This window comes from Streptosporangium pseudovulgare (assembly GCF_014648055.1).
Taxonomy (GTDB): domain Bacteria; phylum Actinomycetota; class Actinomycetes; order Streptosporangiales; family Streptosporangiaceae; genus Streptosporangium; species Streptosporangium pseudovulgare.
The window spans coordinates 446,327-470,548 of the sequence record NZ_BMQJ01000003.1 but is presented as its reverse complement, the minus strand read 5'-3'; the positions used below and the strand labels follow the sequence as shown (position 1 = coordinate 470,548).

The following is a 24,222-nucleotide window of genomic DNA, read 5'->3' as shown; positions in this document are numbered from 1 at the left end:
CGTGGACCGGGTGGGTACGCCCCTCCAAGAGGCGTACCCACCCGAAAAAGAGCCTTGCGGGTTCGTACGGCGAGCCGTACGAGATGAGGACTAGGCCTGCTGGTCGTCGCCCTCGGCGGCCGGAGCCTCAGCCGGGGCGGCCTCGGCGGCCGGGGCGGCGTCAGCGGCCGGAGCCTCAGCCGGGGCGGCCTCGGCCTTGGCCTCGTTCTCGGAACCGGCGAGCAGCTCCTGCTCCCACTCGGCGAGCGGCTCGGCGCCACCGGCGACGGCCGGCTTGTCGTCACCGCGGTTGGCGCCGGCGCGGGCCATGAGACCGGCGGCGACGGCGTCGGCCACGACGCGGGTCAGCAGGTCGACGGCGCGGATGGCGTCGTCGTTACCCGGGATCGGGTAGTCGACCTCGTCCGGGTCGCAGTTGGTGTCGAGGATCGCGACGACCGGGATGTTGAGCTTGCGGGCCTCGCTGATCCCGATGTGCTCCTTCTTGGTGTCGACGACCCACACCGCGCTCGGAACACGGGCCATGTCGCGGATACCGCCGAGGGTGCGCTCCAGCTTCTCCTTCTCGCGGCGGCGCATGAGGAGCTCCTTCTTGGTGAGCCCCGAGCCGGCGACGTTGTCGAAGTCGAGCTCCTCGAGCTCCTTCAGACGCTGGAGCCTCTTGTGCACGGTGGAGAAGTTGGTGAGCATGCCGCCCAGCCAGCGCTGGTTGACGTACGGCATGCCGACGCGGGACGCCTGCTCGGCGATGGCCTCCTGCGCCTGCTTCTTCGTGCCGATGAACATGATCGTGCCGCCGTGGGCGACGGTCTCCTTGACGAAGTCGTAGGCCCGGTCGATGTAGGACAGCGACTTCTGGAGGTCGATGATGTAGATGCCGTTGCGCTCGGTGAAGATGAAGCGCTTCATCTTCGGGTTCCAGCGACGAGTCTGGTGGCCGAAGTGAACGCCGCTCTCGAGCAGCTGTCGCATGGTGACGACGGGGGTGGACATGTGATTGTCCTCCAGGTCGGGGCGCCCATCGCTGGGCGCTGTTCTCGGTTGACGCGGCGGCCCTCGGCCACCGCCCTGATGCCCCGAACCGGCTCCAGCCGGGCTCTCGCCCGGACCGAGGGAGATGGTTCTCAGCGGGACATGCGAAGTCGGCCCGCGCGGTGCAGGCCATCGAAAAGTGTACCCTCAGCCGGACCTTCGCCCGACCCCGGCGCGTCAGCCATCCTGACCGCACGCGAGGAAACCGTCCCCGGGCCGGCGGGGGGAACCGCCCTCCGCCCGCGGGGGAACGGCGCCCCGCCGACGGGGGAGGCGGAAATGCCTACCCGTCGAGGGGGCCGGGGTGCGTGCCCTCCTGCGGGAGCCCGTGCGGGCGTCGCTCGGCGCGGGGGAAGAGGTTCACATGCGCCTCCGCGACCCGGGCGCCGAGCGGGACCCCCGCCCGGTCGCGCCGGTTGATCGAGTAGGGGTCCAGCAGTTCGTCGATCCGCCGGTGCAGCTCCTTGAGCTCCTCGGCGCTCACCAGCAGGGCGGCCCGGTAGAAGACCGACGCCTCCTGCCATTCGGCGGGCTCGCGGTCGAAGTTCGCCAGCGCGCGCGTCGCCTCGTCGGCGGCGTGGTCGCGCACCGCCTTGATGAGCAGTTCCTTGGCGGCCCGCACCTCCGGCGGGTCACCGGCCTCAGGGCTGATGACCATGCCTCCGGAGCTGTGCCGCCACATGCGCTCCCGGGCGTCGCCGCGCGCGGGCGCGTCCTCCGCGAAGCCGTACTTGGCGAGCATCCGCAGGTGGTAGCTGGCGGCGCTGGGCGTGATGCCGACGACCTCGGCCACCTCGGTCGCGGTGGCCGGCCCCTCGGCCTGCAGCCGGTTCAGGATCGCCAGCCGCGCGGGGTGGGCGAGCGCCCGCATCGCCACGGGGTCGGTGAGCTGCCTGCGCGCCTCCTGGGTCATGGGGAAACCGTACCCGCTCAGCTCTGAAAGATTGCCTTCAGATCTGTGAAGGGATACTTTCATATATGTGAAGCATTCCCTTCAGACCGACGACGCCGTCTCCGAGACCCGCCCCGTCCCCCTCCGCCGGCAGCGTGACTACCGGCTGCTGCTGTCGGCGCGCGCCGTCTCCGAGACCGGCGCCGAGGTCTCCCGGCTGGCCGTGCCGCTGACCGCCGCCGCCCTCCTCGGCGCCTCCCCCGCGCAGATGGGCGTCCTCTCCGCCGCCGGCGCCCTCCCCTACCTGCTGGCCGGGCTCCAGGCGGGCGCGCTGGCCGACCGGATGCGGCGGCACCGGCCCGTCATGATCGGCTGCGAGCTGACCGCGGCGGCGGCGACCGCCACCGTCCCGGTGGCCTGGCTCGCCGGATGGCTGACCGTGCCGTGGCTGATCGCCGTGACGTTCACCGTCGGCCTCTGCTCGGTGCTCTTCCGGGCCTGCAGCTTCCCGCATATCGCCGCCGTGGTCGACGAGAGCCAGCGGCCCCAGGCCCTGGCCGGCTTCCAGACGGCGAACTCCCTGGCGGTCATCGGCGGGCCGAGCCTGTCCGGCCTGCTCGTCCAGATCTTCACCGCGCCGTTCGCGCTGCTCGCCGACGCGCTGTCCTTCCTCGCCTCGGCGTTCCTGATCCGCGGCATCCGGGCCCCGGAGAAGCACGTGCCCGCGGCCCCGCGCGGCATGTGGACCGAGATCCGCGAGGGACTGCGCGCCGTGGTGGCGGCCCCGACGCTCCGCGCGCTCTGCGGCTCCGGGATGACGATCAACTTCTTCGGCGGCGCGTACATGGCGATCTTCGTCCTCTACGCCGTCACCGTCCTCGACCTGCCCGCCGGGATGGTCGGCGCGGTCAGCGCGTGCTTCGGCGTGGGCGGCCTGCTCGGCGCCCTGGCCACGACGCGCCTCATCGGGCGGATGGGAGAGAACCGCATGCTCCGCTACGCGGTACTGCTGTTCCCGCTCGACTACGTGGTGACGGCGCTCGCCTCCGGCCCGATCTGGGCCCGGTTCGCCGTCATGGCGGCCAGCGGGCTCGTCAGCGGCGTGGCGATCGTCGCCTTCGCCACCTGCATGGGAGCCATCACCCTCAGGGAGGCCCCCACCGAACTGCGGGGCCGGGTCAACGCCACGATGACCTTCGGGATCCACGGCGTCGTCGCCGCGGGCGGCCTGGCGGGCGGCGTGGCCGGCGAGCTGTTCGGCCTGCGCCCGGTGCTGTGGTGCGGCGCGGCGGGCATCGCGCTCCTCACCGTCCCGCTGGTCTGGCTCTCCCCGCTGCGCCACTCCCCCACGCCGTCTCCTCGGTGACACGTGCCGCCCCTGACGTCACGCCGTCTCCCCGGTGACACGTGCCGCCCTGACGTCACGCCGCTTTCCGGGGGCGCGTGCCGTCCGCGATGTCGCGCCGGCCATCCACAGAACCGCGTTCGGCTCGGCCCGGCCCGCGCCGCGATCCCCATGCTGGGCGGATGAGCTCCTTCCGCACCCTCGGGACGCATCTCCTGCTACCGGCACTGCTGATGACCGCACCGGGAGCCGCGGGCGCCCCGGACCGGGATCGGGAAGACCCGACGGGCCGCCCGGAAACCGTCGTCCCCCGGCCCGGATCTCTCCATCCCGGCCCCCGCCGGCCCTCCCCGCACCCGGAAGCCGCGTCCCCGCCGCACTCCGAGGCGGAGCTCCCGCCTCATCCCCGGGTCACCGGACCCTCCCCCCGGTGGGATCCACCGCTCACCGGACGGCTCCATGTGCTCCGTGGGTTCGCGCCCCCGGCGCGGCCCTGGCTGGCCGGGCACCGGGGAACCGACCTCGCCGCACCGCCCGGCACGGAGGTCCGCGCCGCCGGCGCCGGCACGGTCGGCTACGCCGGGCCGCTCGCCGGGCGAGACGTGGTCACCGTTCTCCACGACGACGGCCTGCGGACGACCTACCTTCCCGTCACCCCCTCGGTACGGCGCGGCCAGGCCGTGGAGCGGAACCAGGTGATCGGCGCCCTCCAGGACGTCCCCGGCCACTGCCCCGCCGGCTGCCTGCACTGGGGGCTGCTCCGCGACCGGCTGTACCTCGACCCGTTGCTCCTGCTGGGCCGGGGGCAGGTACGGCTGCTGCCCTCCCGGCCGGCGCGCCGGGACCGATGACCCCGCCGCGTCGGCCGCTATCGCGGGCAGGATCCGATCTCGTCTCCGCGCACGGTCGAAATATGAAGATCGCTGTCACCGCACCGTCGGCGATGTCGGCCGCTTCCTGGTCGGGCACCTCGTCCGCGCCGGTGTCCGCCCGCGGCTGCTGAGCCGCCACCCCGGACAGACCCGCGCGAGCTGAGGCGGCCTCGTCGACGCCCGCGACGTCGATCTGCGGGACGCCGCGGCCGTCACCGAGGCGACCCGCGGCGTCAACGCTCTGTACTCCGGCCCGCCCTCAAGGCGGCCTGGTGGCGGAGTCACCGCCCGGAGGGGCTCCGCGGTCCCTCCGGGCGCAGGCGCCAGCCTCGGGAGACCCGCTCGATGTAACCGGCGGCGGCCAGACCGCCGAGGCAGGCCAGCGCGGTGTCCATGCCGACGCCCGCCACCACCGCTATCGCCGCCGGCCCCGCCCCACCCCTGGCCGGCACGGCCTCCAGCACCCGGCGGGTCTCGGGCTCCAGCTCGTCACGCGGCAGCACCGGGCCGCGCGACTCGCGGGCGAGGTCGGCTCCCAGCGCGCCGGTGAGCTCGATCGTCTCCTCGGGGGTGGTGACACAGACGGCCGCCCCCTGGCGGATCAGCCGGTGGCATCCGGCCGACGTCTCCGACGTCACCGGCCCGGGCACCGCCCCGAGGACGCGGTTCAGTGACAGCGCGTGCCTCGCGGTGCTGAGCGCCCCGCTGCGCACGGCCGCCTCCACGACCACCGTGCCCCTGGACAGCGCGGCGATGAGCCGGTTGCGGATCAGGAAACGCGGCCGGGTCGGATGCGAGCCCATGGGGCACTCGCTCACCAGCACGCCGTGGCCGCGCACGGCGGCGAAGAGCTGGTGGTGCGCGCTGGGGTACGCGACGTCGACACCGCAGGCGAGCACCGCGACGGTCGGCGCGTCCCCGGCGAGGGCCCCCCGATGGGCCGCGCCGTCGACGCCGTAGGCGCCTCCCGAGACGACGGTCCAGCCGCGCCCGCTCAGCCCGGCGCCGAACTCCGCCGCCACGTGCGCGCCGTACGGCGTGGCGGCCCGTGAGCCCACGAGCGCGACGGAGCGCAGGCAGGAGAATCGCAGGTCGGCGTCGCCGTGGAGCCAGAGGGCGTAGGGGCGGGCCCGCCCCAGGTCGTCGAGCTGGGTGGGCCACTCCGGATCTCCGGGGATCACCAGCCGGGCCCCGTTCCGCTCGCCCTCTGTCAGGTCCCGCCGGGGATCGGCCTGCTCCAGCCGGGCCGACCAGGAGGCGAACGCACGCCGGAGCCGGCCCGCGATCCGCTCCTCCCGTGACCCGCCCGCACCGCCTCCACCGGCGTCGTGACCACCCTCACCGGCCCCGCGACCGCCATGACCGCCACAGCCGTTCCCGTCGGCACCACCGTCCCCAACGGCACCGCCGACACCGCCACCGTTCACAACGGCACCGCCGCCCTCCCCGCCGGTGCCGCCACCGTCATCGTCGTCGCTCCCGGTCAGCAGACGGACGAGCGCCGGGTCGGGACGACCGGCGCGCACCCGCTCCACCATGGCCTGCGCGCCGAGGGAGGCCACCAGCCCGCCCATCAACGCGTCGCCGGGTTCCGCCGACCGCATCAGCGCGAGCCGCGCGAGCCGGTCGTTCACCGCTCCTCCCCCAGCCACAGGCCGAGAGCGGCGTTGGTCTCCGCGACCTCGGGACCGGCCTTCCCGGCGAGGTCGGCGAGCGTCCAGGCCAGCCGGAGCACCCGGTCCAGCCCCCGCGCGCTCAACGCGCCGACGTCCAGGCAGGTGAGCAGCGGGGCCATCGCCCGGGACGGCGGACGGTAGACGGTGTGCAGCGCCCGGGCGGGGATCTCCGCGTTGCACCGCCAGGGTGTGCCCGCCAGCCGCCTGGCCGCGCGCTCGCGGGCGAGCAGCACCCTCTCGGCCACCACCCGGCTCGGCTCGATGAACCGCCGGTCGGCGAGCAACTCCCGCCGGGTCGAGGGGTAAAGGGTGACCTTGACGTCAACGCGGTCCAGCAGCGGGCCCGAGAGCCTGGCGAGGTAGCGACGGCGGGCCGCCGGTGAGCACCGGCACGGGTCGTCCGGCCGGGACGGCCGCGCGCACGGACAGCGGTTGGCGGCCAGTACGAGCACGAACCGGGCCGGGAACGTGACCGTGCCCTGCGCCCTGGAGACCGTCACCCGGCCCGATTCGAGAGGCTGCCTGAGCGAGTCGAGAACGCTCGCGGGATATTCGGGGGCCTCGTCGAGGAACAGAACGCCGCGGTGGGCGAGCGAGACGGCGCCCGGGCGGACCGCCCCGCTTCCCCCGCCCACGATGGCCGCGACGGTCGCGGTGTGGTGGGGCGCGACGAAGGGCGGGCGGGTCAGCAGGGGACGGTCGGGAGGCAGGACGCCCGCCACGGAGTGGATGGCGGTCACCTCCAGCGCCTGGTCGCGCTCCAGCGGCGGCAGCAGGGTGGGCAGCCGCTCGGCGAGCATCGTCTTGCCGGTGCCCGGAGGGCCGAGCATCCAGAAGTTGTGCCCTCCGGCCGCGCAGATCTCCAGGGCGCGGCGGGCGAAGGGCTGACCGGCCACGTCGGCCAGATCGGGAACGGCGCCTCCCGCCCCGTCGGCCGTGGCGCCCGCGTCGTCTGTGATGCCTCTGATGCCCGTGATGCCCTCCGCCCCGCCCGCCCCATCGCCTGTGGCGCCTCCCGGTCCGGCCGCCACCTCGCCCTCGATGGCTCCCGCTCCCGTTCCCACTCCGGCTCCGGCTCCGTCCGCGGGCGAGCCGGGTGAGCCGTACGGAACGGCCGGACCGATCAGACCGGCCGGGCCGGGCGGGCCGCCGGGAGGCGCCGGCCCGTCGTGGCGAAGCCGGCTCACCAGGTCGGACAGGGTGACGGCTGGAACCACCGTCACGTCCGGCACGAGGGACGCCTCGGCGATGTTGCGCGCGGGGACGACGACGGTGCGGGCCCCGGCGGCGACCGCCGCCAGCACGGCGGGCAGCACGCCCCGCACCGGCCGCACCGAGCCGTCAAGGCCGAGCTCGCCGAGGAAGAACGGCTCGGCCACCTTGGCGGCCGGCACGACTCCCGCCGCCGCGAGGAGTGCGACCGCGATCGCGAGATCGAACAGACTCCCGCGTTTGGGCAGGCTCGCGGGGAACAGGCTGACGGTGATCCGCGTGTCGGGCCAGGGATGCCGGCTGTTGACCACGGCGGAGCGGACGCGGTCGCGCGCCTCGCTCAGCGCGGTGTCCAGCATGCCGATCAGGTGCAGCCCCGCCACACCGGCTCCGACGTCGGCCTCGACGTCGACGGGATGACCGCTCACCCCGATCAGGGCGACGCAGCGGGTGCGCGCGACGGCCACTCACACCACCCCCCGGTGGCGGGCGGCGCGCGACGGCGTGGCGCGCATCTAGCACACCCCCCGCTCGTGCCGGATGGCGAAGTCTCCGGCGAACCGCTCCAGGGCCACGACGTCGACGCGGATCGCGTCGAACCGCCGGTGCCGGGCCCCCAGCCATCTGACCGCCAGCAGGCGCAGACGGGCCAGCTTGGCCTCGGTCACCGCCTCGAAGGCGGTGCCGTGGCTCTGGCCGGAGCGGGTCTTCACCTCCACCACGACGAGCGTCCGCCCCTCCTGGGCGACCACGTCGATCTCTCCGTCCGGGCACCGCCAGTTGCGGTCAAGGATCTGCATGCCCTGAGCCAGCAGATAGTCGACGGCGACCTGCTCGCCGTACCGGCCCAGCTCGTGTTTCGCGGCCATGGAACCACCTCCGGTCCCAGACCTTCGCCCAGACCGGCCCCGTCCCGGAGAGCCGAACGCGGTTCTGTGGACAGACGGCGAGAGCCGAGCATGCCTGTGGACGAGCCCCGGGGCCGGAGGCGCGTCCGCGGGACGGACCGCGGACCCGGATCACCACCGCGGTCGAACCACGAAACCGCATCACGACCGCGGGACGGGCCGCCCGCGGGTGGACGGCACACCGCCCGCGGACCGGACGGCACGCCGCCCGCGGATGGACGGCGGAGCACCGGGAGGCAGCCGGAAAACAGCCGGGGATCAGCCGGGACGGCCGGGGATCAGCCGGAGAAACCCTCCTTGGGCATCTCCAGGTCCGCCTTGGCGAGCTCCTCGACGTTGACGTCCTTGAAGGTGACCACGCGGACGTTCTTGACGAACCTCGCCGGGCGGTACATGTCCCACACCCAGGCGTCCTGCATCTTCACGTCGAAGAACACGTCGCCGTTCTCGGCGGTGCGGACGTCCAGGTCGACGGAGTTGGTGAGATAGAAGCGCCGTTCGGTCTCGACGACGTAGGTGAACAGCCCGACGACGTCGCGGTACTCGCGGTAAAGCTGCAGCTCCATCTCGGCCTCGTATTTCTCGAGATCCTCTGCGCTCATACCGGTCCTCCTGTTAAAGGCCTTGCCCGGCCCGCCCGATCAGGCGACACCGGCCCCCATTTCATTCTCACCCATCACCGGCCCCGGCCCCGCCCTCGCCACCGTGACGAAGGAGAACCGGTGCTCCGGGCACGGGCCGTGTCTCTCCAGCGCCCTGCGATGGCTCACGGTCCCATACCCCTTGTGCGCGGCGAAACCGTAATCCGGGTGACGTTCGTGCAGGGCGATCATCATCCTGTCACGCGTCACCTTCGCCACGATCGAGGCGGCCGCGACGCAGGCCGCCACCTGGTCGCCCTTCCACACGGCCAGGGACGGCGCGGGCAGGCCGGGTACGGCGAAGCCGTCGACGAGCACGTAACCGGGAGCGCACGGCAACCGCGCGACGGCGCGGCGCATGCCGTCGATGTTGGAGCGGTGAAGGCCGCGCGCGTCGATCTCGGCCGGCGGGATCACCACCACGCTGAGCGCCTTCGCGGTCGCCGTGATGCGCTCGTAGAGGAACTCCCGGCGGGCGGCGGTCAGGAGCTTGGAGTCGCCCAGGCCCTCGATCCGGCGGCCGAGCACCACGGCGGCGACCACCAGGGGCCCCGCGCAGGCGCCCCGGCCCGCCTCGTCGGCCCCGGCCACCGGCCCCAGCCCGCGGCGTGCCAGGGCCCGCTCGTAGCCGTACAGCCCCGAGTCGCGCCGGACCACGCAGGGCGTGGGACGGAACGTGCCCGTCACGGCACCACGGCAGACATAGCGACCATGGGCAGAGGTTACGCCCTGTGCGGCCCGTTCGGTACCGCTATCGCGTGTTGGCGAAGGTCCGGGCCAAGGTGTCGGGGGTCGACAGCACGGTGGCCCTGGAGAACGGCCAGTAGATCGCGAAGGCCCGGCCGATGACCTGGTCCTCGGAGATCGTGCCTTCACCCTCCTGCTCCTCGTGGGCGCGGGAGTCGGCCGAGGCGGAGCGGTGGTCGCCCATCACCCACAGGCGCCCCTTCGGGACGACCTTCTCGAACTTGTCCCCCGAGGGGAAGTCGTCGGGGTGCAGGTAGGGCTTCTCGTCGAGCGGGACGCCGTTGACGGTGATCCGCCCCTGGGCGTCACAGCACTTGACGGTGTCCCCGCCGACCGCGATGACCCGCTTGATCGTGTATTCGTCCCGCCAGCCGGTGAAGACGACGACGTCGCCGCGCTCGGTCTCGCCGTGCAGCTTGTTGACGATCACCTTGTCGTCACGCTTCAGGGTGTTCTCCATCGACTCCGACGGGATGTCGAAGGACTGGATGACGAACATGTTCAGCAGCAGCGCCGCCACCACGCCGGACACGACCAGGAGGACCGACTCGCGCAGACCGCCGCCCTTGCCGGAGGACTTCTTCTCGCCCTTCGCGCCGTCCCCGGCCGTGCCCTCCTCGGCCGCACCGTCCCCGGCCGCGCCCTTCACGACCGGGCTGTCCCCGGCCGCGTCTTCCCCGGGTGCGCCTTCTCCGGGCTCCGCCGCTTTACTGTCAGGTTCCACACCCATGAGGGTAAGGCCACCGGCGCCCGGTACGGCGCGGCTTTCCCGCCCGGAAAGGCCGTCGTCGCCGGGCCGCCGGTGTCCGGGCCCCGTACGGCCTCCGTACGGTCCCCCGCGCCGGAGAGGCCGTCAGCCCCGGGAGCGCCTGCGCCGACGCCAGAGCACCAGCGGCGTGGCCAGCGCGAACCCACCCAGGAGCGGGGCGGCCCCGACGGCCGCCGCGGCGGCGGGCTGGAGGCCCTTCTGGCCGAAGGTGTCCGGAATAGAGATGATCTTCGCTCTGGAGAACGGCCAGACGATCACGAACGCGCGGCCGATCACCTTGTCCACCGGGATCGTCCCGCCGCCGGGGTCGCCCATGTGGGAACGGGAGTCGAGGGAGACCGAGCGGTGGTCGCCCATCACCCACAGCCGCCCCTCGGGGACCTTGATCTTGAAGGGCTCCCGCGAGGGCACGTCGCCGGGGTAGAGGTAGGACGTCTCGTCCAGCGGGACGCCGTTGACCGTCACCCGGCCCTTGACGTCGCAGCACTCGACCGTGTCGCCGCCGACGCCGATGACGCGCTTGATGTAGTCCTTCTCGTTCGGCACCATGCCGAACACGCCGCCGACCCAGTGGAAGAACCCGGAGACGGGGTTGGACGGCTCGGGGATCTCCACCTCGCCGTCCCAGGAGTCGACGCCCGAGAACACCACCACGTCGCCCCGCTCGATGTCGCGGATCCGGTAGACCGGCTTGTTCACCAGGACGCGGTCGTTGACCAGGAGGGTGTTCTCCATCGACTCCGAGGGGATGTAGAACGCCTGGACCACGAAGGTCTTGATCACCAGTGCGAGGACCAGCGCGACGACGACCAGGACGGGCAACTCCTTCCAGAAGGAGCCCTTCTTCTTACCCTCGTCACCCTTGGCGGTCTTCTGAGTGTCTTCGGCGACCACGTGCACCTCGTCCTCGACAGGTCGACGCGAGGCTGCGCCGGACTCCCGGTCTTCGCTACTCATCGGTGATGAGCCTAAATGATGGAGGGGACCGGACGTTCGCCAGTCCGGTTACCTCATGCCATGCGTTTCCTCAAAGGCGGTCAAGCCTGTACGGACGCGAACGGCCCGCCTCCCCGGGAGGGGACGCGGGCCGGATGCGCCGGGACGCGGAAGGGCGTCAGCGGCTCTCGCGCTTCTCGCGGATGCGGGCGGCCTTGCCGCGCAGGTCGCGCATGTAGTACAGCTTGGCGCGACGGACATCACCGCGGGTCACCAGGACGATCTTCTCGATGACCGGGCTGTGCACCGGGAAGGTGCGCTCGACGCCGACACCGTAGCTGACCTTGCGGACGGTGAAGGTCTCGCGGGCGCCGCCGCCCTGGCGGCGCAGGACGAAGCCCTTGAAGACCTGGACACGGGAGCGGTTGCCCTCGATCACTCGGACGTGAACCTCGAGCGTGTCACCGGGGCGGAAGGCCGGGACGTCGGAACGGAGCGTGGACTTCTCAAGCTCGCTGATCAGCGTGTGCATGACAGTGGTACCTCATCTGAGCGAGCACGCGGAGGTTCACCCGGCCACGGTGAGGCGGCGTCGCGGTGGACACGCGTGCTGGAATGGATGCGTCTGTGCCCGCCTCCACGCCTGTTTCCGCGGAGCCGGACCCGTCTGCCCGACAGCGCGCCGGCCTGCAGGCAGTCGGCGGCAACGCTTCAGTCTGCCATATCCCGGCGACCGACCGGAAATCAACCACCCTGACCACACGAAACGGCCACGCGGAACGGCCACGCGGAACGGACCGGGCGGAGCCGGCAGCGGGAACCGGCACGCGGAACCGCCCGCCGCGCGGGCGGACCACGCGGAACCGCCCGCCGCGCGGGCGGACCACGCGGAACACGCCCGGGGAACCGGCCGCGGCCCCTCAGGGGAGCAGGCCGAGCTCCGCCAGAAGCCGCCGGTCGTGCTTGTCGAGGGTCGCCGGGTCGAGCGCCGCCAGCAGTTCGGCCCGGTTCCGTGCGGTACGGCGCAGCGCCTCGTCCCGCCGCCACCGGGCGATCTTCCCGTGGTGCCCGGAGAGCAGGATCTCCGGGACCTCGTGCCCCCGCCACTCCGGCGGCTTGGTGTAGACGGGACCTTCGAGGAGGTTCTCCATCTCCCCGGGCGCGAAGGAGTCGTCCACGGCCGAGCGCGCGTTGCCCAGCACGCCGGGCAGCAGCCGGCCGACGGCCTCGACCATCACCAGCACCGCCGCCTCGCCGCCGGCCAGCACGTAGTCGCCGATGCTGACCTCGTCCACGCGCAGGCGGGAGCCGTACTCGGCCATGACGCGGGAGTCGATGCCCTCGTAGCGGGCCGGGGTGAACAGCAGCCAGGGCTCGGCGGCGTACTCCATCGCCAGGCGCTGGGTGAACGGCACCCCGCTGGGGGTCGGCACGATGATCCTGGGCCGCGCGTCCTGGTCGGCGGCGAGGACGGCGTCGATGGCCTCCCCCCACGGCTCGGGCTTCATGACCATGCCGGGGCCGCCGCCGTACGGCGTGTCGTCGACGGTGCGGTGCACGTCGTGGGCCCAGTCGCGGAGCTGGTGGAGGTGGACGTCGAGGATGCCGCGCTCGCGCGCCTTGCCGATGAGGGAGACGCCGAGCGGGGCGAAGTACTCGGGGAAGATCGAGATGATGTCGATGCGCATGTTCGGATGGCCGTCAGACGGCCGCGTCGGGGTCGAGCAGGCCCTCGGGGGCGTCCACGACCAGGAAACCCTCGTCCAGGTCGACCACCGGGACGAGCGCCTTGACGAACGGGACGTAGACCTCGCCGAAGTCGCGCCGCACCACCAGGAGGTCCTGGCCGTGGTGCAGCACGTCGGTCACCTCGCCGACCCGCTCCCGGTCGGGGGTGACCACCGCGAGGCCGATGAGCTGGTGGTCGTAGAACTCGTCGGGGTCCTCGGGCGGCGGGATCTCCTCCGAGTCGATGACGAGCATGGTGCCGCGAAGCTCCTCGGCCCGGTCGCGGTCGGCCACGCCCAGGAACTTCACCAGCAGGATCCCCGCGTGCCGGCGCCGGGACTCCACGACGAGCGGGCCGGCGGACGCCGGGTCGGTGGAAAGAGCGGATCCCGGGGCGAAACGGCTCTCCGGGTCGTCGGTGCGCACCTCCACGGACACCTCGCCGCGGAGCCCGTGCGGGCGGCCGATCCGGCCTACGACAAGCTGCACGCCCGCCTCCCAAGTGGTTCCGAATGGTTGATGACAAGCGAACGGACCACCCACGCTGGGCGGGTGGCCCGTTCGCTCGATGTGCCTTCGCCGCGAGGGCCCGCTCGGTGGGAGCGGACCCTAGCGGGCCTCGTTGAGGTCGAGGAGGTCGACCCGGACGTACTTGCCGTCGCCCAGCGCGTTCATGACCGTGCGCAGCGCCTTGGCCGTGCGGCCACCGCGACCGATGACCTTGCCGAGGTCGTCGGGGTGGACCCGGACCTCAAGCACACGGCCGCTGCGGATGCGGCGGGCGTGAACCTGGACGTCGTCGGAATGTTCGACGATGCCCTTCACCAGGTGCTCGAGGGCCTCCTCAAGCACCTCAGGCCTCGCCTTCCGGCTTCTCCGCCGCAGCCGCCGGCTCAGCCGGGGTCTCAGCGGCGGTCTCGTCGGCCTTGGCGGCCTTGGCGGCCTTCTTCTTCGGCGTGGTGGCGGCTGCGGCGTCGAGCGACAGCGCCTCCTTGGCCGCCGCCTCGTAGGCGGCGTGGCGGTCGGCCTTGGGCTCGGCGACCTTGAGCGGAGCCGGGGCCGGCTCGCCCTTGAACTTCTGCCAGTCACCGGTGAGCTTGAGGAGCTTCAGCACCGGCTCGGTCGGCTGCGCGCCGACACCCAGCCAGTAGGCCGCCCGCTCGGCATCGATCTCGATGCGCGAGGGGTTCTCCTTCGGGTGGTACAGGCCGATCTCCTCGATCGCACGGCCGTCACGCTTGGTGCGGCTGTCGGCGACGACGATGCGGTACTGCGGGTTGCGGATCATGCCGAGCCGCTTGAGCTTGATCTTGACTGCCACTGCTGTGGTCTCTCCTGCTTCGAAAGCGTGGGTGAGCGGCATCTCATCGAGTGGGGCACGAGGAGAAGACCGTTCAAGGGACAGGCGCGCCGCGCGGGGGTGAGAGGGCACCCACAGGGTCACGATGTTCCAACATGCCATTGTGCCAGACCCGCGGGGGTGCCCGGTTCCAAAGGGCCATCCCGTACGGCGAGCCCGGGGCAAGAGTCGGTAATCCGCGTGTGTCCGCCGCACCGGGCGGGGCCCGCTGCTGCGCTAAATGGCCGCCGTGGCAACCACTCTGAGGTCTCTGACGCTCACCGCCATCGGGTCGATCGCGGTGCTGGGCGCCGTGCTCACGATGCGGGCCGCCTCCTCCCCGGGCGAGACGTCCCCTGCCGGAGGGGGCCGGGGGGATCACGCGGTCGCCCGGGCGGCGGCCCCCGGCGCCTGGGAGGAGGGCGGCCTCGCCGCCGTGGGCTTCCACGCCGGCGGGGACTGCCCCACTCCGGCTCCCGGCGCCGCTCCGGTACGGCCCGCCGCGCCGGCCGGCGACGTGCCGGCGGCGCTGTGGGCGCTGCTGACGCTGGCGGTCACGCCGTACGGCTGCCCGCCCGCCGGTTCCTGAGCGCGGAAGCCGCCGTACGGCTGTCCGCCCGCCGGTTCCTGAGCGCGGAAGCCGCCGTACGGCCGCCCGCCGGACCCCGGGCGCCGGGGCGGGACGGAAAGGGGGCGGCGGGTCTCCCCCGCCGCCCCCTTCTCACCGGTGGCCCGCTATCTGGGGCCGAGCCCGAGGAGTTCCAGCGTCGCCATCGCGATGAAGCCGAGCATGACGACCACCCAGATCCACCGGGCGCGCCCGTGGAAGCCGCCGTTCCGGCCTTCGCTCACTTCTGGCCCGGGAACTTGAACTTGGAGGGGTCGAAGCCCGGCGGCAGCTCCAGGCCGGGCGGGAGCTGGCCGGGGAGCTGACCGGCGCCCAGGTTGCCGAGGGCGCCGCCGGGAACCTTGTCGTCGGCCCCGCCGGAGGCCTTCTTGCCGAGGGCCGCCTTGCGCGGGTCGCCGCTGACCCGGCGCCCCTTGCCCGCCTTCTTCTGCGCGGCCTTGGCCTTGCGCCCGCCGGGCATGCCGGGGATGCCCATCCCGCCGGCCATCCGCTTCATCATCTTCTGGGCGTCGAAGAAGCGGGTGACCAGGCCGCTGACCTCGGTCACCGTCACGCCGGAGCCCCTGGCGATGCGGGCCCGCCGGGAGCCGTCGATCATCTTCGGGTTCTGGCGCTCGGCCGGGGTCATCGAGCGGATGATCGCGGCGACGCGGTCGAGGTCGCGCTCGTCGAACTGGTTGAGCTGGTCGCGCATCTGCCCCATGCCGGGCATCATGCCGAGGAGGTTCTTGATGGGGCCCATCTTGCGGACCATCATCATCTGCTCGAGGAAGTCCTCGAGCGTGAAGCCCTCGCCCGAGGTGAGCTTGCCCGCCATCTTGACGGCCTCGGCCTCGTCGAAGGTCTTCTGGGCCTGCTCGATGAGGGTGAGGATGTCACCCATGTCGAGGATGCGGGAGGCCATCCGGTCCGGGTGGAAGGCGTCGAAGTCTTCCAGCTTCTCGCCGGTGGAGGCGAACATGATCGGCTTGCCGGTGATGTGGCGGACCGACAGGGCGGCGCCGCCCCGAGCGTCGCCGTCGAGCTTGGTGAGCACGACGCCGTCGAAGCCGACGCCCTCCATGAACGCCTGGGCCGTGGAGACGGCGTCCTGGCCGATCATGGCGTCCACGACGAACAGGACCTCGTCGGGCGAGACCGCGTCGCGGATGTCGGCGGCCTGCTTCATCAGCTCCTGGTCGATGCCCAGGCGGCCGGCGGTGTCGATGATGACGATGTCGTGCTGCTGCCGCCTGGCGTGGTCGATCGACTGGCGGGCCACCGCGATCGGGTCGCCGACGCCGTTGCCCGGCTCGGGGGCGTAGACCGCCACGCCGGCGCGCTCGGCCATGACGGCGAGCTGCTGGACCGCGTTGGGACGCTGGAGGTCGGCGGCGACCAGCAGCGGCACGTGGTTCTGGTCGCGCAGCCAGCGGGCCAGCTTGCCGGCCAGGGTGGTCTTTCCGGCGCCCTGCAGGCCCGCGAGCATGATGACGGTCGGCGGGTTCTTGGCGTAGCGGAGACGCCGCGTCTCACCGCCGAGGACCTCGATCAGCTCGTCGTTGACGATCTTGACGACCTGCTGGGCCGGGTTGAGGGCCTGCGAGACCTCGGCGCCGCGGGCGCGCTCCTTGACCTGGGCCACGAACGTCTTGACGACGGGCAGGGCGACGTCGGCCTCGAGCAGCGCGATGCGGATCTCGCGGCACGTGGCGTCGATGTCGGCCTCGGACAGCCGACCCTTGGAACGAAGGGAGGAGAAGACCGATGTGAGCCGGTCGGAAAGCGTCTCGAACACGTGTTTGGCCAGCCTCTGCGCTACGGGTCTGCGACTCGACCTCCCAGCCTATCCGCTGGGAGGCACGACTGACGCCCCGGAGATCAGCGTCCCCAGCCGGGAACGGCCATCCGGGTGGTGAGCGCGTGCTCGACCAGCGTGATGAGTGTGGTCTTCACCGCGTCACGCGAGCGCGCGTCGGTCCGCGAGATGGGGATGTGCGGGGCCAGTGTCAGCGCCTCGCGCACCTCCTCCTCCGCGTGCAGGTAGGCCCCGTCCCAGCCGTTGATCGCCACGACGAAGGGCAGCCCTGCCTCCTCGAAGTAGTCGATCGCCGGGAAGCAGTCGGCCAGCCTCCGGGTGTCGACCAGCACCACCGCGCCGATGGCGCCCTTGACGAGGTCGTCCCACATGAACCAGAACCGATGCTGACCCGGCGTGCCGAACAGGTACAGGATCAGGTCGCGGTCCAGCGACACCCGGCCGAAGTCCATCGCCACCGTGGTGGTCGTCTTGTTGGGGGTCAGCCCCAGATCGTCGATGCCGGCGCTCGCGTCGGTCATCACCGCCTCGGTGGTCAGCGGGAGGATCTCCGAGACCGACCCCACGAACGTGGTCTTGCCCACACCGAACCCGCCGGCGACGACGATCTTCGTCGAGGTCAGGCCGCCGGGGTTAGAGCCTGCGAAGTCCACTGAGCACCCTTTCCAGCAGGTTGAGATCCGGCTTGCCCGCGTCGAGCTGCGGCTGGTGCAGCTGCACCAGACCCTCGGCCGCCATGTCGGCGACGAGGATCCGGGTGACGCCGAGGGAGATGCGGAGCATCGCGGAGATCTCAGCGACCGAACGCACCTGCCGGCACAGCGCGCTGATCGCCTGATACTCCGGGGTGCGGTTGGACAGATCATGATGTGCGGACGTCGCCGAGGAGACCAGGGCCTCCATGGCGAGCTGGATGCGGGGGGCGGTCCGCCCCCCGGTCATCGCGTACGGCCGCACCAGGGAGCTCTGCTCCCCCGGCGGAGGCTGCACGACGTGCGAGGGCGGCATCCCGTGCGACCGCTGGGAGTCGTCCGCGGGCCACCCGTGCGACCGCTGGGGGTCCTCCGCGGGCCACCCGTGCGACCGCTGGGGGTCGTCCATCGACCAGGGGGGCGGCCCGCTCAGCGGGCCCCCATCACCCGGCCAGTCCCGGTTTGCCACGGCATCCTCCTGGGGTCGTCGTCATCACCGTGGTTGGGCGGCTTGGAGTTCGGCGCGCACGGCGGGCGTCAGCACCTGCCCGGCGCGCTCGACCAGCAGGGTCATCTGGTAGGCCACCAGGCCCATGTCGCAGTCGGCGGCGGCCAGCACCGCCAGGCAGGAGCCGTCACTGATCGACATGATGAGGAGCAGCCCGCGCTGCATCTCCACCACCGTCTGGGTGACCGCGCCGCCCTCGAAGACCCGGGAGGCTCCCTGCGTCAGGCTGATCAGACCGGCCGCGACCGCCGCCAGCTGGTCGGCCCGGTCCCGGGGGAAGCCGTCGGAGTAGGCCAGCGGCAGTCCGTCGGACGAGACGACGACCGTGTGCGCCACGCCCGGGACGTTGGTCACGAAGTCGGTGATCAGCCAATTGACCCCCCGGGCGGCCTGGCTCATTTCACGCACGTGTCATCCTCCTCGACGACCTTGATGAGCTCGCTCACCGGTCCTCCTTGTTAGCTTCAACGTCCCGGCCGAAGTCCGGATACGGCCTGTCCTCGCCGGCCTCGCCCCTGGCGGCCGCGCGGCCCTGCCGTACGCCCTTCTGGAAGCTCGCGAGCCTGTTGCGCACCGCTTCGGGGGAGACGGCGGGCCTGAGCGCGGGGGCGGGGGCGGACGCTCCGAGGTCGGGCGAGACCGCGCCTGGCACGAGGTTGGCCTTGGGCACCCGCTTGGGCAGCCCGGACCCGGTGAGGCCGCCGAGCGTCGGCTCGGCCACCGCCCTGGCCGCCTGCCAGCCCGCGTCCGCGGGCGAGGACCAGGCGTCCGCCGTCGCGGCGGTCTCGGGCTCGCGGGCGGACTCGGGGGCGGGCTCGTGGGCGGACGCGGGGGCCTGCGCGACGGGCTCGGCCTTCTTGAACCAGTCGGACTCGACCGCGGCGAAGATCGGCAGGAACTCCTCCTTCGCCTCCTCCATGGGCGAGTGCTCCTGTACGGCCGGCAGCGGGCCGGTGTTCTCGGCCTCCTCCGGGCCGCGGCGGCCGAGCGGCCCGGGCGCGCCGGCCGGCGGCCATCCGCCGGAGTCGCCGGGCCGGGCGGGCGGGACGGACCAGGCGCCCGAGTCGCCGCCGCGCACGGAGGTGTCGGACCAGATCGAGTCGCCGCCGCGCGCCGAGGTGTCGGGCCACACGGAGTCGCCGCCGCGCATGGAGGTGTCGGACCAGGCCGGGTCGCCGCCGCGCGCCGGGGCGTCCGGCCATGCCGGCGCGCCGCCGCGCGCGGAGGCGTCGGGCCACACGGGCGCGTCGGCCCGGGAGGTCGTCGACCACTCGGAGGCGGACCCCGGCGGCGGCACGTGGCCGGGCCAGGGGGTGTCCAGCGGCGCCCGGCCCGGGTCGCCGCCCGGCGCGGGCCGCGGCGCCTCCGCCGAGCCGAACTGCCAGGAGGAGTCGAACGAGCCGAAGGGCTGCTGCCGCCGCTGGGTGGCGTCGAACGAGGAGAACGAGGAGAACGACGAGGGCGCCGCCGAGTCGAACGCGGTCGGGCTGGACATCACCGCCGACCGCTCCAGGGAGGCCGAGGACGCGGCCCAGTCCACCGGGGCCGCCGGCTTGGCCGGGGCGCCCGACAGGGAGATCAGCGAGTCGGGCAGCAGGATCATCGCGGTCAGGCCGCCGCTGTCCTGCTGGCGCAGCTGCACCCTGATGCCGTGCCGCAGGGCCAGACGGCCGACCACGAACAGGCCCATCCGGCGGGAGACGGAGACGTCCACCACCGGCGGGTTGGCCAGCCGCCAGTTGGCCTCGGCGAGCTCCTCCGGGGTCATGCCGATGCCGATGTCGGTGACGGAGACCATCAGGCCGCCGCCGTCGATGCGGTTGCTGGAGACGACGACCTTGGTCTCCCGGGGGGAGAAGGAGATCGCGTTCTCCACGAGCTCTGCGATCAGGTGGACGACGTCGTTGACGGCCGTGCCCGCGACGGACACGCCGCCGGAGACCCGCAGGTCGACCCGTTCGTAGTTCTCGACCTCCGACAGGGAGGCGCGGACCACGTCGATCAGCGGGACCGGCTGGCTCCACCGGCGGGCGGGCTCCTGCCCGGCGAGGACCAGGAGGTTCTCGCTGTTGCGGCGCATGCGGGTGGCCAGGTGGTCGAGCCGGAACAGGCTGCCCAGCCGGCCCTCGTCCTGCTCGCCCTGCTCCAGGCTCTCGATGAGGGCGAGCTGGCGCTCGACGAGCGTCTGGCTGCGCCGCGAGAGGTTGACGAACATCGCGTTGACGTTGCTCCGCAGCGTGGCCTCCTGGCCCGCCAGCCGTACGGCCTCGCGGTGGACCTCGTCGAACGCCCGGGCGACCTCACCGATCTCGTCGGCCGACGCCACGCCGATCGGGGTGACCTCGGCCGCGGCCGCCTCGCCGCGCTCGCGCAGGCTCTGGACGGTCTCCGGGAGCTTGCGGCCGGCGATGTCCAGGGCCTCGCTGCGCAGCCTGCGCAGCGGCGTGACCAGCGACCGGGCCATCAGAACGGTGATCAGCAGGACGACCACAAGGAGGGCGGCGACCGCGCCGGCGGCGATCAGACCGCTGCGGCGCTCGGCGTCCCGCAGCTCGGCACTGCGCGTGACGACGGCGTCGGAGATGTCCTTCTCCACCGCGCGCATCTTCTCCACCCGGTCGGTGGCCTGGTCGAACCACCGGCTGGCCTCGGTGCCGCGGCCCGCGGAGATGCGCCGGAGCTGCGCCCCCTCCGCGCCGAGCACGAGCGCCCGGGCCCGGGTGAACTCGGCGCTGTCGATCTTCCGGCCGGTGACGGTGTCGTCGTAGTGCTGGCGCAGGTCCAGGGGCGCCTCGGAGCGGAACGCCTCCAGTTCGGTGTCGCGCTGCGCGCGGGCCGCGGTCATCGCGTTGAGGCCGGTCGTGTCGAAGCGGCCGGTCTGCAGGGCGACGGCGAGCGTGGCGCGCTCCTTGGACGCCTCGTCCTTGGCGCGTGCCAGGGCGCCCAGGGCGGCGGCGTTCCTGATCAGGGCGGTGTCGGACTCACCCTGGGTGACGTTGTCGTGCAGCGACAGCAGGTCGACGATCGCGCGGGAGTAGGTCTCGACCGCCGGGTGGGGCTCCAGCTGCGTCTTGACGACGGCGTTGCGCAGCGAGGAGATCTCCCTGATCCGGTTGCCGACGCGCTGGAACTCCTCGTCGGAGATCTGGTCGAGTGCGCCCCGGCTCAGCTCCAGGTTCGTCGTGGCCTGTGTGGCGGCGTCGTCCACGACCTGCTGCTGCCTGCGCAGCTGGGAGAGCATGTCGCCGTTGCGGCCGGCCGCGATGAACCTGGCGGACATGTCGCGTTCGCGGGCGAGCTCGTGGGCCAGCGCGGAGAGGCGGCTGACCAGGGTCGCCGCCTCGTTGAGCTGCCGGTAGTGGTCGGCGCGCTGGAGAGAGGACACCACGCTCTGTGCACCGAGGACGATGCCGACGAGGGTGGGGATGAGGACCAGCGCGACCAGGCGCGTGCGGACGCGCCAGTTCTTCAACGCCAGTCGGCGGCCTGTCTGGGACGGCTCGCCTTGGTCGCCGGGACTCGCGGCCATGGTGCTTGGTTCGCGGTCGTCCGGGGCTGATTCAGTGGTCACCGGCCTGGGTTACCTCTCACCGGACTATGGGGGGCATGCACGTGTGTAACGCGAGACGCCGAATGAGGCGTCTGGCAAGCGTGACCTATTTGAGCATAGCCATACTGATGTGGCGAATAAGACAAAACTTGCAGAAGAGTCCGCGAAAAATAGGACAAAGAGGAATAATCCCCATGAACAGGGTCGAGATGCACCTAAGGTGTAATGGCCGATATACCCATATATAGCTGTCCTCCCTGGGCGTGACGATCTCCATCCGCTAAGCTGACGCGCCGTTGCGCCGCTGCCCCCTCTGACATGGGCTCTAATGACCCTCATACGAGCGGAGCGCGGATTCCCCCCTCAGCTAAGGAGACTCCATGAGGACCGGACGTGCCGTCCGTAACGCCCTCATCGGCCTTGTGGCGGCTCTCGCCCTGGCCGCCTGCGGCAGTTCGGGCACCGACGAGGCCAAGCCCGCCGCGGGCGGCGCCGGCCTGGAGAAGACCAAGCTCAACATCGGCGTCGTCCCGGTGCCCTCCTCGGCCCCTCTCTTCATCGCGAAGGAGAAGGGCTTCTTCAAGGCCGAGGGCCTGGACATCACGACGGAGACCATCCAGGCCCCCCAGCCGGTGATGCCGAAGATCCTCAACGGCGGCATCGACGCCTTCCTGACCAGCTACGTCTCGCTGATCACCATCACCGACTCCGGCATGGCCAAGCTCAAGATGCTCGCCGAGTCGCAGCAGGGCGCCCCCGGGGTCAACGGCGTCATGGTCACCAAGGACTCCCCCATCAAGGAGCCGAAGGACCTCAAGGGCAAGAAGATCGCGGTCAACGTGGTCAAGGCCCTCGGTGAGGTCACCGTCAGCGCCCAGCTGAAGATCCACGGCCTGGCCCCGAGCGACGTCACCTTCGTGCCGGTGCCCTTCGCCGACCAGCTCGCCCAGCTCAAGGCCGGCACCGTCGACGCCGCCTGGCTCACCGAGCCCTACATCTCCGCCGCGCAGAAGGACCTCGGCGCCCGCCTCCTGATCGACACCCTGTCCGGCCCGACCGAGAACCTCCCGCTGGACGGCTGGGCGACCACCGCCGACTGGGTGACGAAGTACCCGAAGACCGCCGCCGCCTTCCAGCGCGCGATCGGCAAGGCGCAGCAGATCGCCGCGACCGACCGGCAGGAGCTCAACAAGGTCATCCCGACCTTCACCCAGATCCCGGCCGAGGCCGCCTCGACCATGGCGATCGGCACCTTCTCCACCTCGCTCAACGCGACCCGCATCCAGCGCGTGGCCGACCTGCTGAGCGAGTTCCAGATCACCAAGAGCAAGATCGACGCCACCACCCTCGTGGCGGCGCCCTCGCAGTGACGAACGCAAGAAAGGCACTCCGCGGCGTCCTCGGCGTCGCGGGGTTCCTCCTCGTCATGGAGGCGCTCGGCCGGACCGGGATCATCGATCCCTACCTGATCCCCCTCGCCTCCACCATCCTGACCGGCGCCGCCCGGCTCCTCACGAACGGCGAGTTCCTCTCCCAGGTCGGCGTCACCCTCTCGTCCTGCGCGATCGGCCTGCTGCTCGCCGTCGCGGTGGCCGTGCCGCTCGGCATGGCGATGGGCACCGTGCCCGCCGTCGAGCGCTCGCTGCGGCCGCTGGTGGAGTTCCTGCGGCCGATCCCCTCGCTGGCCCTGCTGCCGCTGGCGATGTTCCTGTTCCTGTCCGGCGAGCAGGGCAAGATCGCGCTCATCGTCTACACGTCCTGCTGGCCGCTGCTCATCAACACCCTGTACGGCCTGCGCGACGTCGACCCCCTCGCCAAGGAGACCCTGCGCTCCTTCGGCTTCGGCTCCTACGACGTCGTGCGGCTGGTGTCGCTGCCCAGCGCGGCGCCGTTCATCACCACGGGCGTGCGGATCGCGGCCTCGGTGGCCCTCATCGTCGCGGTGAGCGTGGAGCTGGTGGCCGGCGGGGACGGCATCGGGGTCTTCGTGACCCAGGCCTCGTCGGGCAACCGCCGGGACGTGGTGCTCGCCGCCACGCTGTGGACGGGGGTCATCGGCCTGCTGGTCAACTCGCTGCTGGCCAAGGCCGAGAGCCGGCTGTTCCGCTGGCACCGGGCCCGGGCCGGGGAGGAGGCGCTGTGAAAACGATCGTGTCGCGGATCGCCTGGCTGTGGATCCTGCCGGTCGTCCTCGTCGCCTGGGAGGTGTCCACCCGCGCCGCCCAGGCCGTCTACTTCCCTCCCCCCTCGGTCATCCTGGCGCGCCTGCACGAGCTGTGGTTCTCCGGGCCGGCCGCCCACGTCTTCCTCACCGACGAGGCGGCCCACCACCTGCTGCCCAGCCTGGGCCGGCTGGTGGCCGGCTGGGCCGGCGCCTGCCTGGTCGCCATCGCGGCGGGCATCGCGCTGGGCCGTTCGGCGGTGCTGTGCGACGTCTTCAGCCCGCTGATCCACTTCTTCCGCTCGGTGCCGCCGCCCCTGCTGATCCCGATCTTCATGACCATGACCGGAATCGGCACCCCGCTCCAGCTCACCGCCATCGTCTTCGGCGTCTCCTGGCCGGTCCTGCTCAACTCGCTGGACGGCGCCCGCTACGTGGACCGGCAGTACCTGGAGACGTGCGAGGTCTTCGGGATCTCCAGGTTCCGGCGGCTGACCAGGGTCATCCTCCCCGCGGCGTCGCCCAAGATCTTCGCGGGGCTGCGGATCAGCGTCGCGCTGGCCCTGATCATGATGATCCTCTCGGAGTTCATCGGCAGCACCGAGGGGATCGGCTACCGCATGCTGGTCGCCCAGAGCGAACTCGACGTCCCCACGATGTGGACCGCCATCGTCCTTCTGGGGATCCTGGGTTTCGTGCTCAACGCCGCGTTCCTGCGCTTCGAACGGCACGTGCTCACCTGGCACCGCGGCGCCCGCAAGACCGACTGACACCAAGAAGAGGTAATC

Annotated in this window: 25 protein-coding genes; 6 read left to right on the top strand and 19 right to left on the bottom strand. The window is 72.1% G+C overall.

What is annotated here, in order from left to right:
• Positions 1-90: 90 nt before the first annotated feature.
• Entirely contained in the window at positions 91-993 is a 903-nt protein-coding gene (gene rpsB / locus IEZ10_RS09425; protein ID WP_189246076.1) for a 30S ribosomal protein S2, read from the bottom strand.
• Between the two features lie 322 nt (positions 994-1,315).
• On the bottom strand, positions 1,316-1,945 hold the full coding sequence (locus IEZ10_RS09420; RefSeq protein ID WP_229811091.1) for an ArsR/SmtB family transcription factor: 630 nt from the start codon (positions 1,943-1,945) through the stop codon (positions 1,316-1,318).
• Between the two features lie 67 nt (positions 1,946-2,012).
• Here IEZ10_RS09420 and IEZ10_RS09415 point away from each other — a divergent pair, with 67 nt between their 5' ends.
• Both IEZ10_RS09415 and IEZ10_RS38815 read left to right on the top strand, forming a co-directional pair.
• A complete protein-coding gene (locus IEZ10_RS09415; RefSeq protein WP_189246074.1) occupies positions 2,013-3,290 on the top strand; it encodes an MFS transporter in 1,278 nt (425 codons plus the stop codon).
• A gap of 440 nt (positions 3,291-3,730) precedes the next feature.
• Positions 3,731-4,120 carry a M23 family metallopeptidase gene (locus IEZ10_RS38815; protein ID WP_229811090.1) on the top strand — a complete coding sequence of 130 codons (390 nt, stop codon included), beginning with the start codon at positions 3,731-3,733 and terminating at the stop codon, positions 4,118-4,120.
• Positions 4,121-4,422: 302 nt separating this feature from the next.
• Here the strand turns inward: IEZ10_RS38815 and dprA are convergent, their stop codons facing one another.
• From dprA to rpsP, 12 genes are all read right to left on the bottom strand, one after another.
• Positions 4,423-5,775, bottom strand: coding sequence for a DNA-processing protein DprA (dprA, locus tag IEZ10_RS09405; RefSeq protein ID WP_229811089.1), 1,353 nt, complete (start codon positions 5,773-5,775; stop codon positions 4,423-4,425).
• Positions 5,772-7,496 (bottom strand): YifB family Mg chelatase-like AAA ATPase, encoded by a 1,725-nt coding sequence (locus IEZ10_RS09400; RefSeq protein ID WP_189246073.1) that lies wholly within the window; start codon positions 7,494-7,496, stop codon positions 5,772-5,774. The genes dprA and IEZ10_RS09400 overlap by 4 nt, the downstream gene beginning before the upstream one ends.
• Positions 7,497-7,544: 48 nt before the next feature.
• Positions 7,545-7,898: a YraN family protein gene (locus tag IEZ10_RS09395; RefSeq protein WP_189246072.1), complete on the bottom strand. Its 354-nt coding sequence runs from the start codon at positions 7,896-7,898 to the stop codon at positions 7,545-7,547.
• A gap of 317 nt (positions 7,899-8,215) precedes the next feature.
• On the bottom strand, positions 8,216-8,539 hold the full coding sequence (locus IEZ10_RS09390; RefSeq protein WP_179819085.1) for a DUF2469 domain-containing protein: 324 nt from the start codon (positions 8,537-8,539) through the stop codon (positions 8,216-8,218).
• Between the two features lie 39 nt (positions 8,540-8,578).
• Positions 8,579-9,265, bottom strand: coding sequence for a ribonuclease HII (locus IEZ10_RS09385; protein WP_189246071.1), 687 nt, complete (start codon positions 9,263-9,265; stop codon positions 8,579-8,581).
• 64 nt (positions 9,266-9,329) lie between these two features.
• Entirely contained in the window at positions 9,330-10,055 is a 726-nt protein-coding gene (gene lepB, locus IEZ10_RS09380; protein ID WP_189246070.1) for a signal peptidase I, read from the bottom strand.
• Positions 10,056-10,178: 123 nt separating this feature from the next.
• Complete coding sequence (gene lepB / locus IEZ10_RS09375; protein ID WP_189246069.1) at positions 10,179-11,051, bottom strand: signal peptidase I; 873 nt, start codon at positions 11,049-11,051, stop codon at positions 10,179-10,181.
• A 157-nt stretch (positions 11,052-11,208) separates the two neighbouring features.
• On the bottom strand, positions 11,209-11,562 hold the full coding sequence (rplS, locus tag IEZ10_RS09370) for a 50S ribosomal protein L19 (RefSeq protein ID WP_189246068.1): 354 nt from the start codon (positions 11,560-11,562) through the stop codon (positions 11,209-11,211).
• Positions 11,563-11,950: 388 nt separating this feature from the next.
• Positions 11,951-12,718: a tRNA (guanosine(37)-N1)-methyltransferase TrmD gene (gene trmD, locus IEZ10_RS09365; protein ID WP_189246067.1), complete on the bottom strand. Its 768-nt coding sequence runs from the start codon at positions 12,716-12,718 to the stop codon at positions 11,951-11,953.
• 13 nt (positions 12,719-12,731) lie between these two features.
• Complete coding sequence (gene rimM / locus IEZ10_RS09360) at positions 12,732-13,247, bottom strand: ribosome maturation factor RimM (RefSeq protein WP_189246066.1); 516 nt, start codon at positions 13,245-13,247, stop codon at positions 12,732-12,734.
• A gap of 120 nt (positions 13,248-13,367) precedes the next feature.
• Positions 13,368-13,610, bottom strand: a complete 243-nt coding sequence (locus IEZ10_RS09355) for an RNA-binding protein (RefSeq protein ID WP_179819091.1) — start codon at positions 13,608-13,610, stop codon at positions 13,368-13,370.
• Between the two features lies 1 nt (position 13,611).
• Positions 13,612-14,079 carry a 30S ribosomal protein S16 gene (gene rpsP / locus IEZ10_RS09350; protein WP_189246065.1) on the bottom strand — a complete coding sequence of 156 codons (468 nt, stop codon included), beginning with the start codon at positions 14,077-14,079 and terminating at the stop codon, positions 13,612-13,614.
• Between the two features lie 268 nt (positions 14,080-14,347).
• Between rpsP and IEZ10_RS09345 the strand changes: the two genes are divergently transcribed.
• Positions 14,348-14,686: a hypothetical protein gene (locus IEZ10_RS09345; protein ID WP_189246064.1), complete on the top strand. Its 339-nt coding sequence runs from the start codon at positions 14,348-14,350 to the stop codon at positions 14,684-14,686.
• A gap of 259 nt (positions 14,687-14,945) precedes the next feature.
• Here the strand turns inward: IEZ10_RS09345 and ffh are convergent, their stop codons facing one another.
• From ffh to IEZ10_RS09320, 5 genes are all read right to left on the bottom strand, one after another.
• Positions 14,946-16,502 carry a signal recognition particle protein gene (ffh, locus tag IEZ10_RS09340; protein ID WP_189246063.1) on the bottom strand — a complete coding sequence of 519 codons (1,557 nt, stop codon included), beginning with the start codon at positions 16,500-16,502 and terminating at the stop codon, positions 14,946-14,948.
• A gap of 83 nt (positions 16,503-16,585) precedes the next feature.
• Complete coding sequence (locus tag IEZ10_RS09335) at positions 16,586-17,146, bottom strand: GTP-binding protein (RefSeq protein ID WP_189246154.1); 561 nt, start codon at positions 17,144-17,146, stop codon at positions 16,586-16,588.
• Positions 17,147-17,156: 10 nt separating this feature from the next.
• Positions 17,157-17,531: a DUF742 domain-containing protein gene (locus IEZ10_RS09330; RefSeq protein ID WP_229811105.1), complete on the bottom strand. Its 375-nt coding sequence runs from the start codon at positions 17,529-17,531 to the stop codon at positions 17,157-17,159.
• A 177-nt stretch (positions 17,532-17,708) separates the two neighbouring features.
• Positions 17,709-18,122, bottom strand: coding sequence for a roadblock/LC7 domain-containing protein (locus IEZ10_RS09325; RefSeq protein WP_218912001.1), 414 nt, complete (start codon positions 18,120-18,122; stop codon positions 17,709-17,711).
• Between the two features lie 43 nt (positions 18,123-18,165).
• The gene (locus tag IEZ10_RS09320; RefSeq protein WP_189246062.1) at positions 18,166-21,294 is read right to left on the bottom strand and encodes a sensor histidine kinase; all 3,129 of its coding nucleotides are present in this window, start codon (positions 21,292-21,294) and stop codon (positions 18,166-18,168) included.
• Between the two features lie 359 nt (positions 21,295-21,653).
• Between IEZ10_RS09320 and IEZ10_RS09315 the strand changes: the two genes are divergently transcribed.
• Genes IEZ10_RS09315 through IEZ10_RS09305 form a run of 3 tightly spaced genes read left to right on the top strand, consistent with a single transcriptional unit; the run spans position 21,654 to position 24,204 of the window.
• Complete coding sequence (locus tag IEZ10_RS09315) at positions 21,654-22,643, top strand: ABC transporter substrate-binding protein (protein WP_189246061.1); 990 nt, start codon at positions 21,654-21,656, stop codon at positions 22,641-22,643.
• A complete protein-coding gene (locus tag IEZ10_RS09310) occupies positions 22,640-23,416 on the top strand; it encodes an ABC transporter permease (RefSeq protein WP_229811088.1) in 777 nt (258 codons plus the stop codon). The genes IEZ10_RS09315 and IEZ10_RS09310 overlap by 4 nt, the downstream gene beginning before the upstream one ends.
• Entirely contained in the window at positions 23,413-24,204 is a 792-nt protein-coding gene (locus IEZ10_RS09305; protein ID WP_189246060.1) for an ABC transporter permease, read from the top strand. Before IEZ10_RS09310 ends, IEZ10_RS09305 begins: the two co-directional genes overlap by 4 nt.
• The last annotated feature ends 18 nt before the right edge of the window (positions 24,205-24,222 follow it).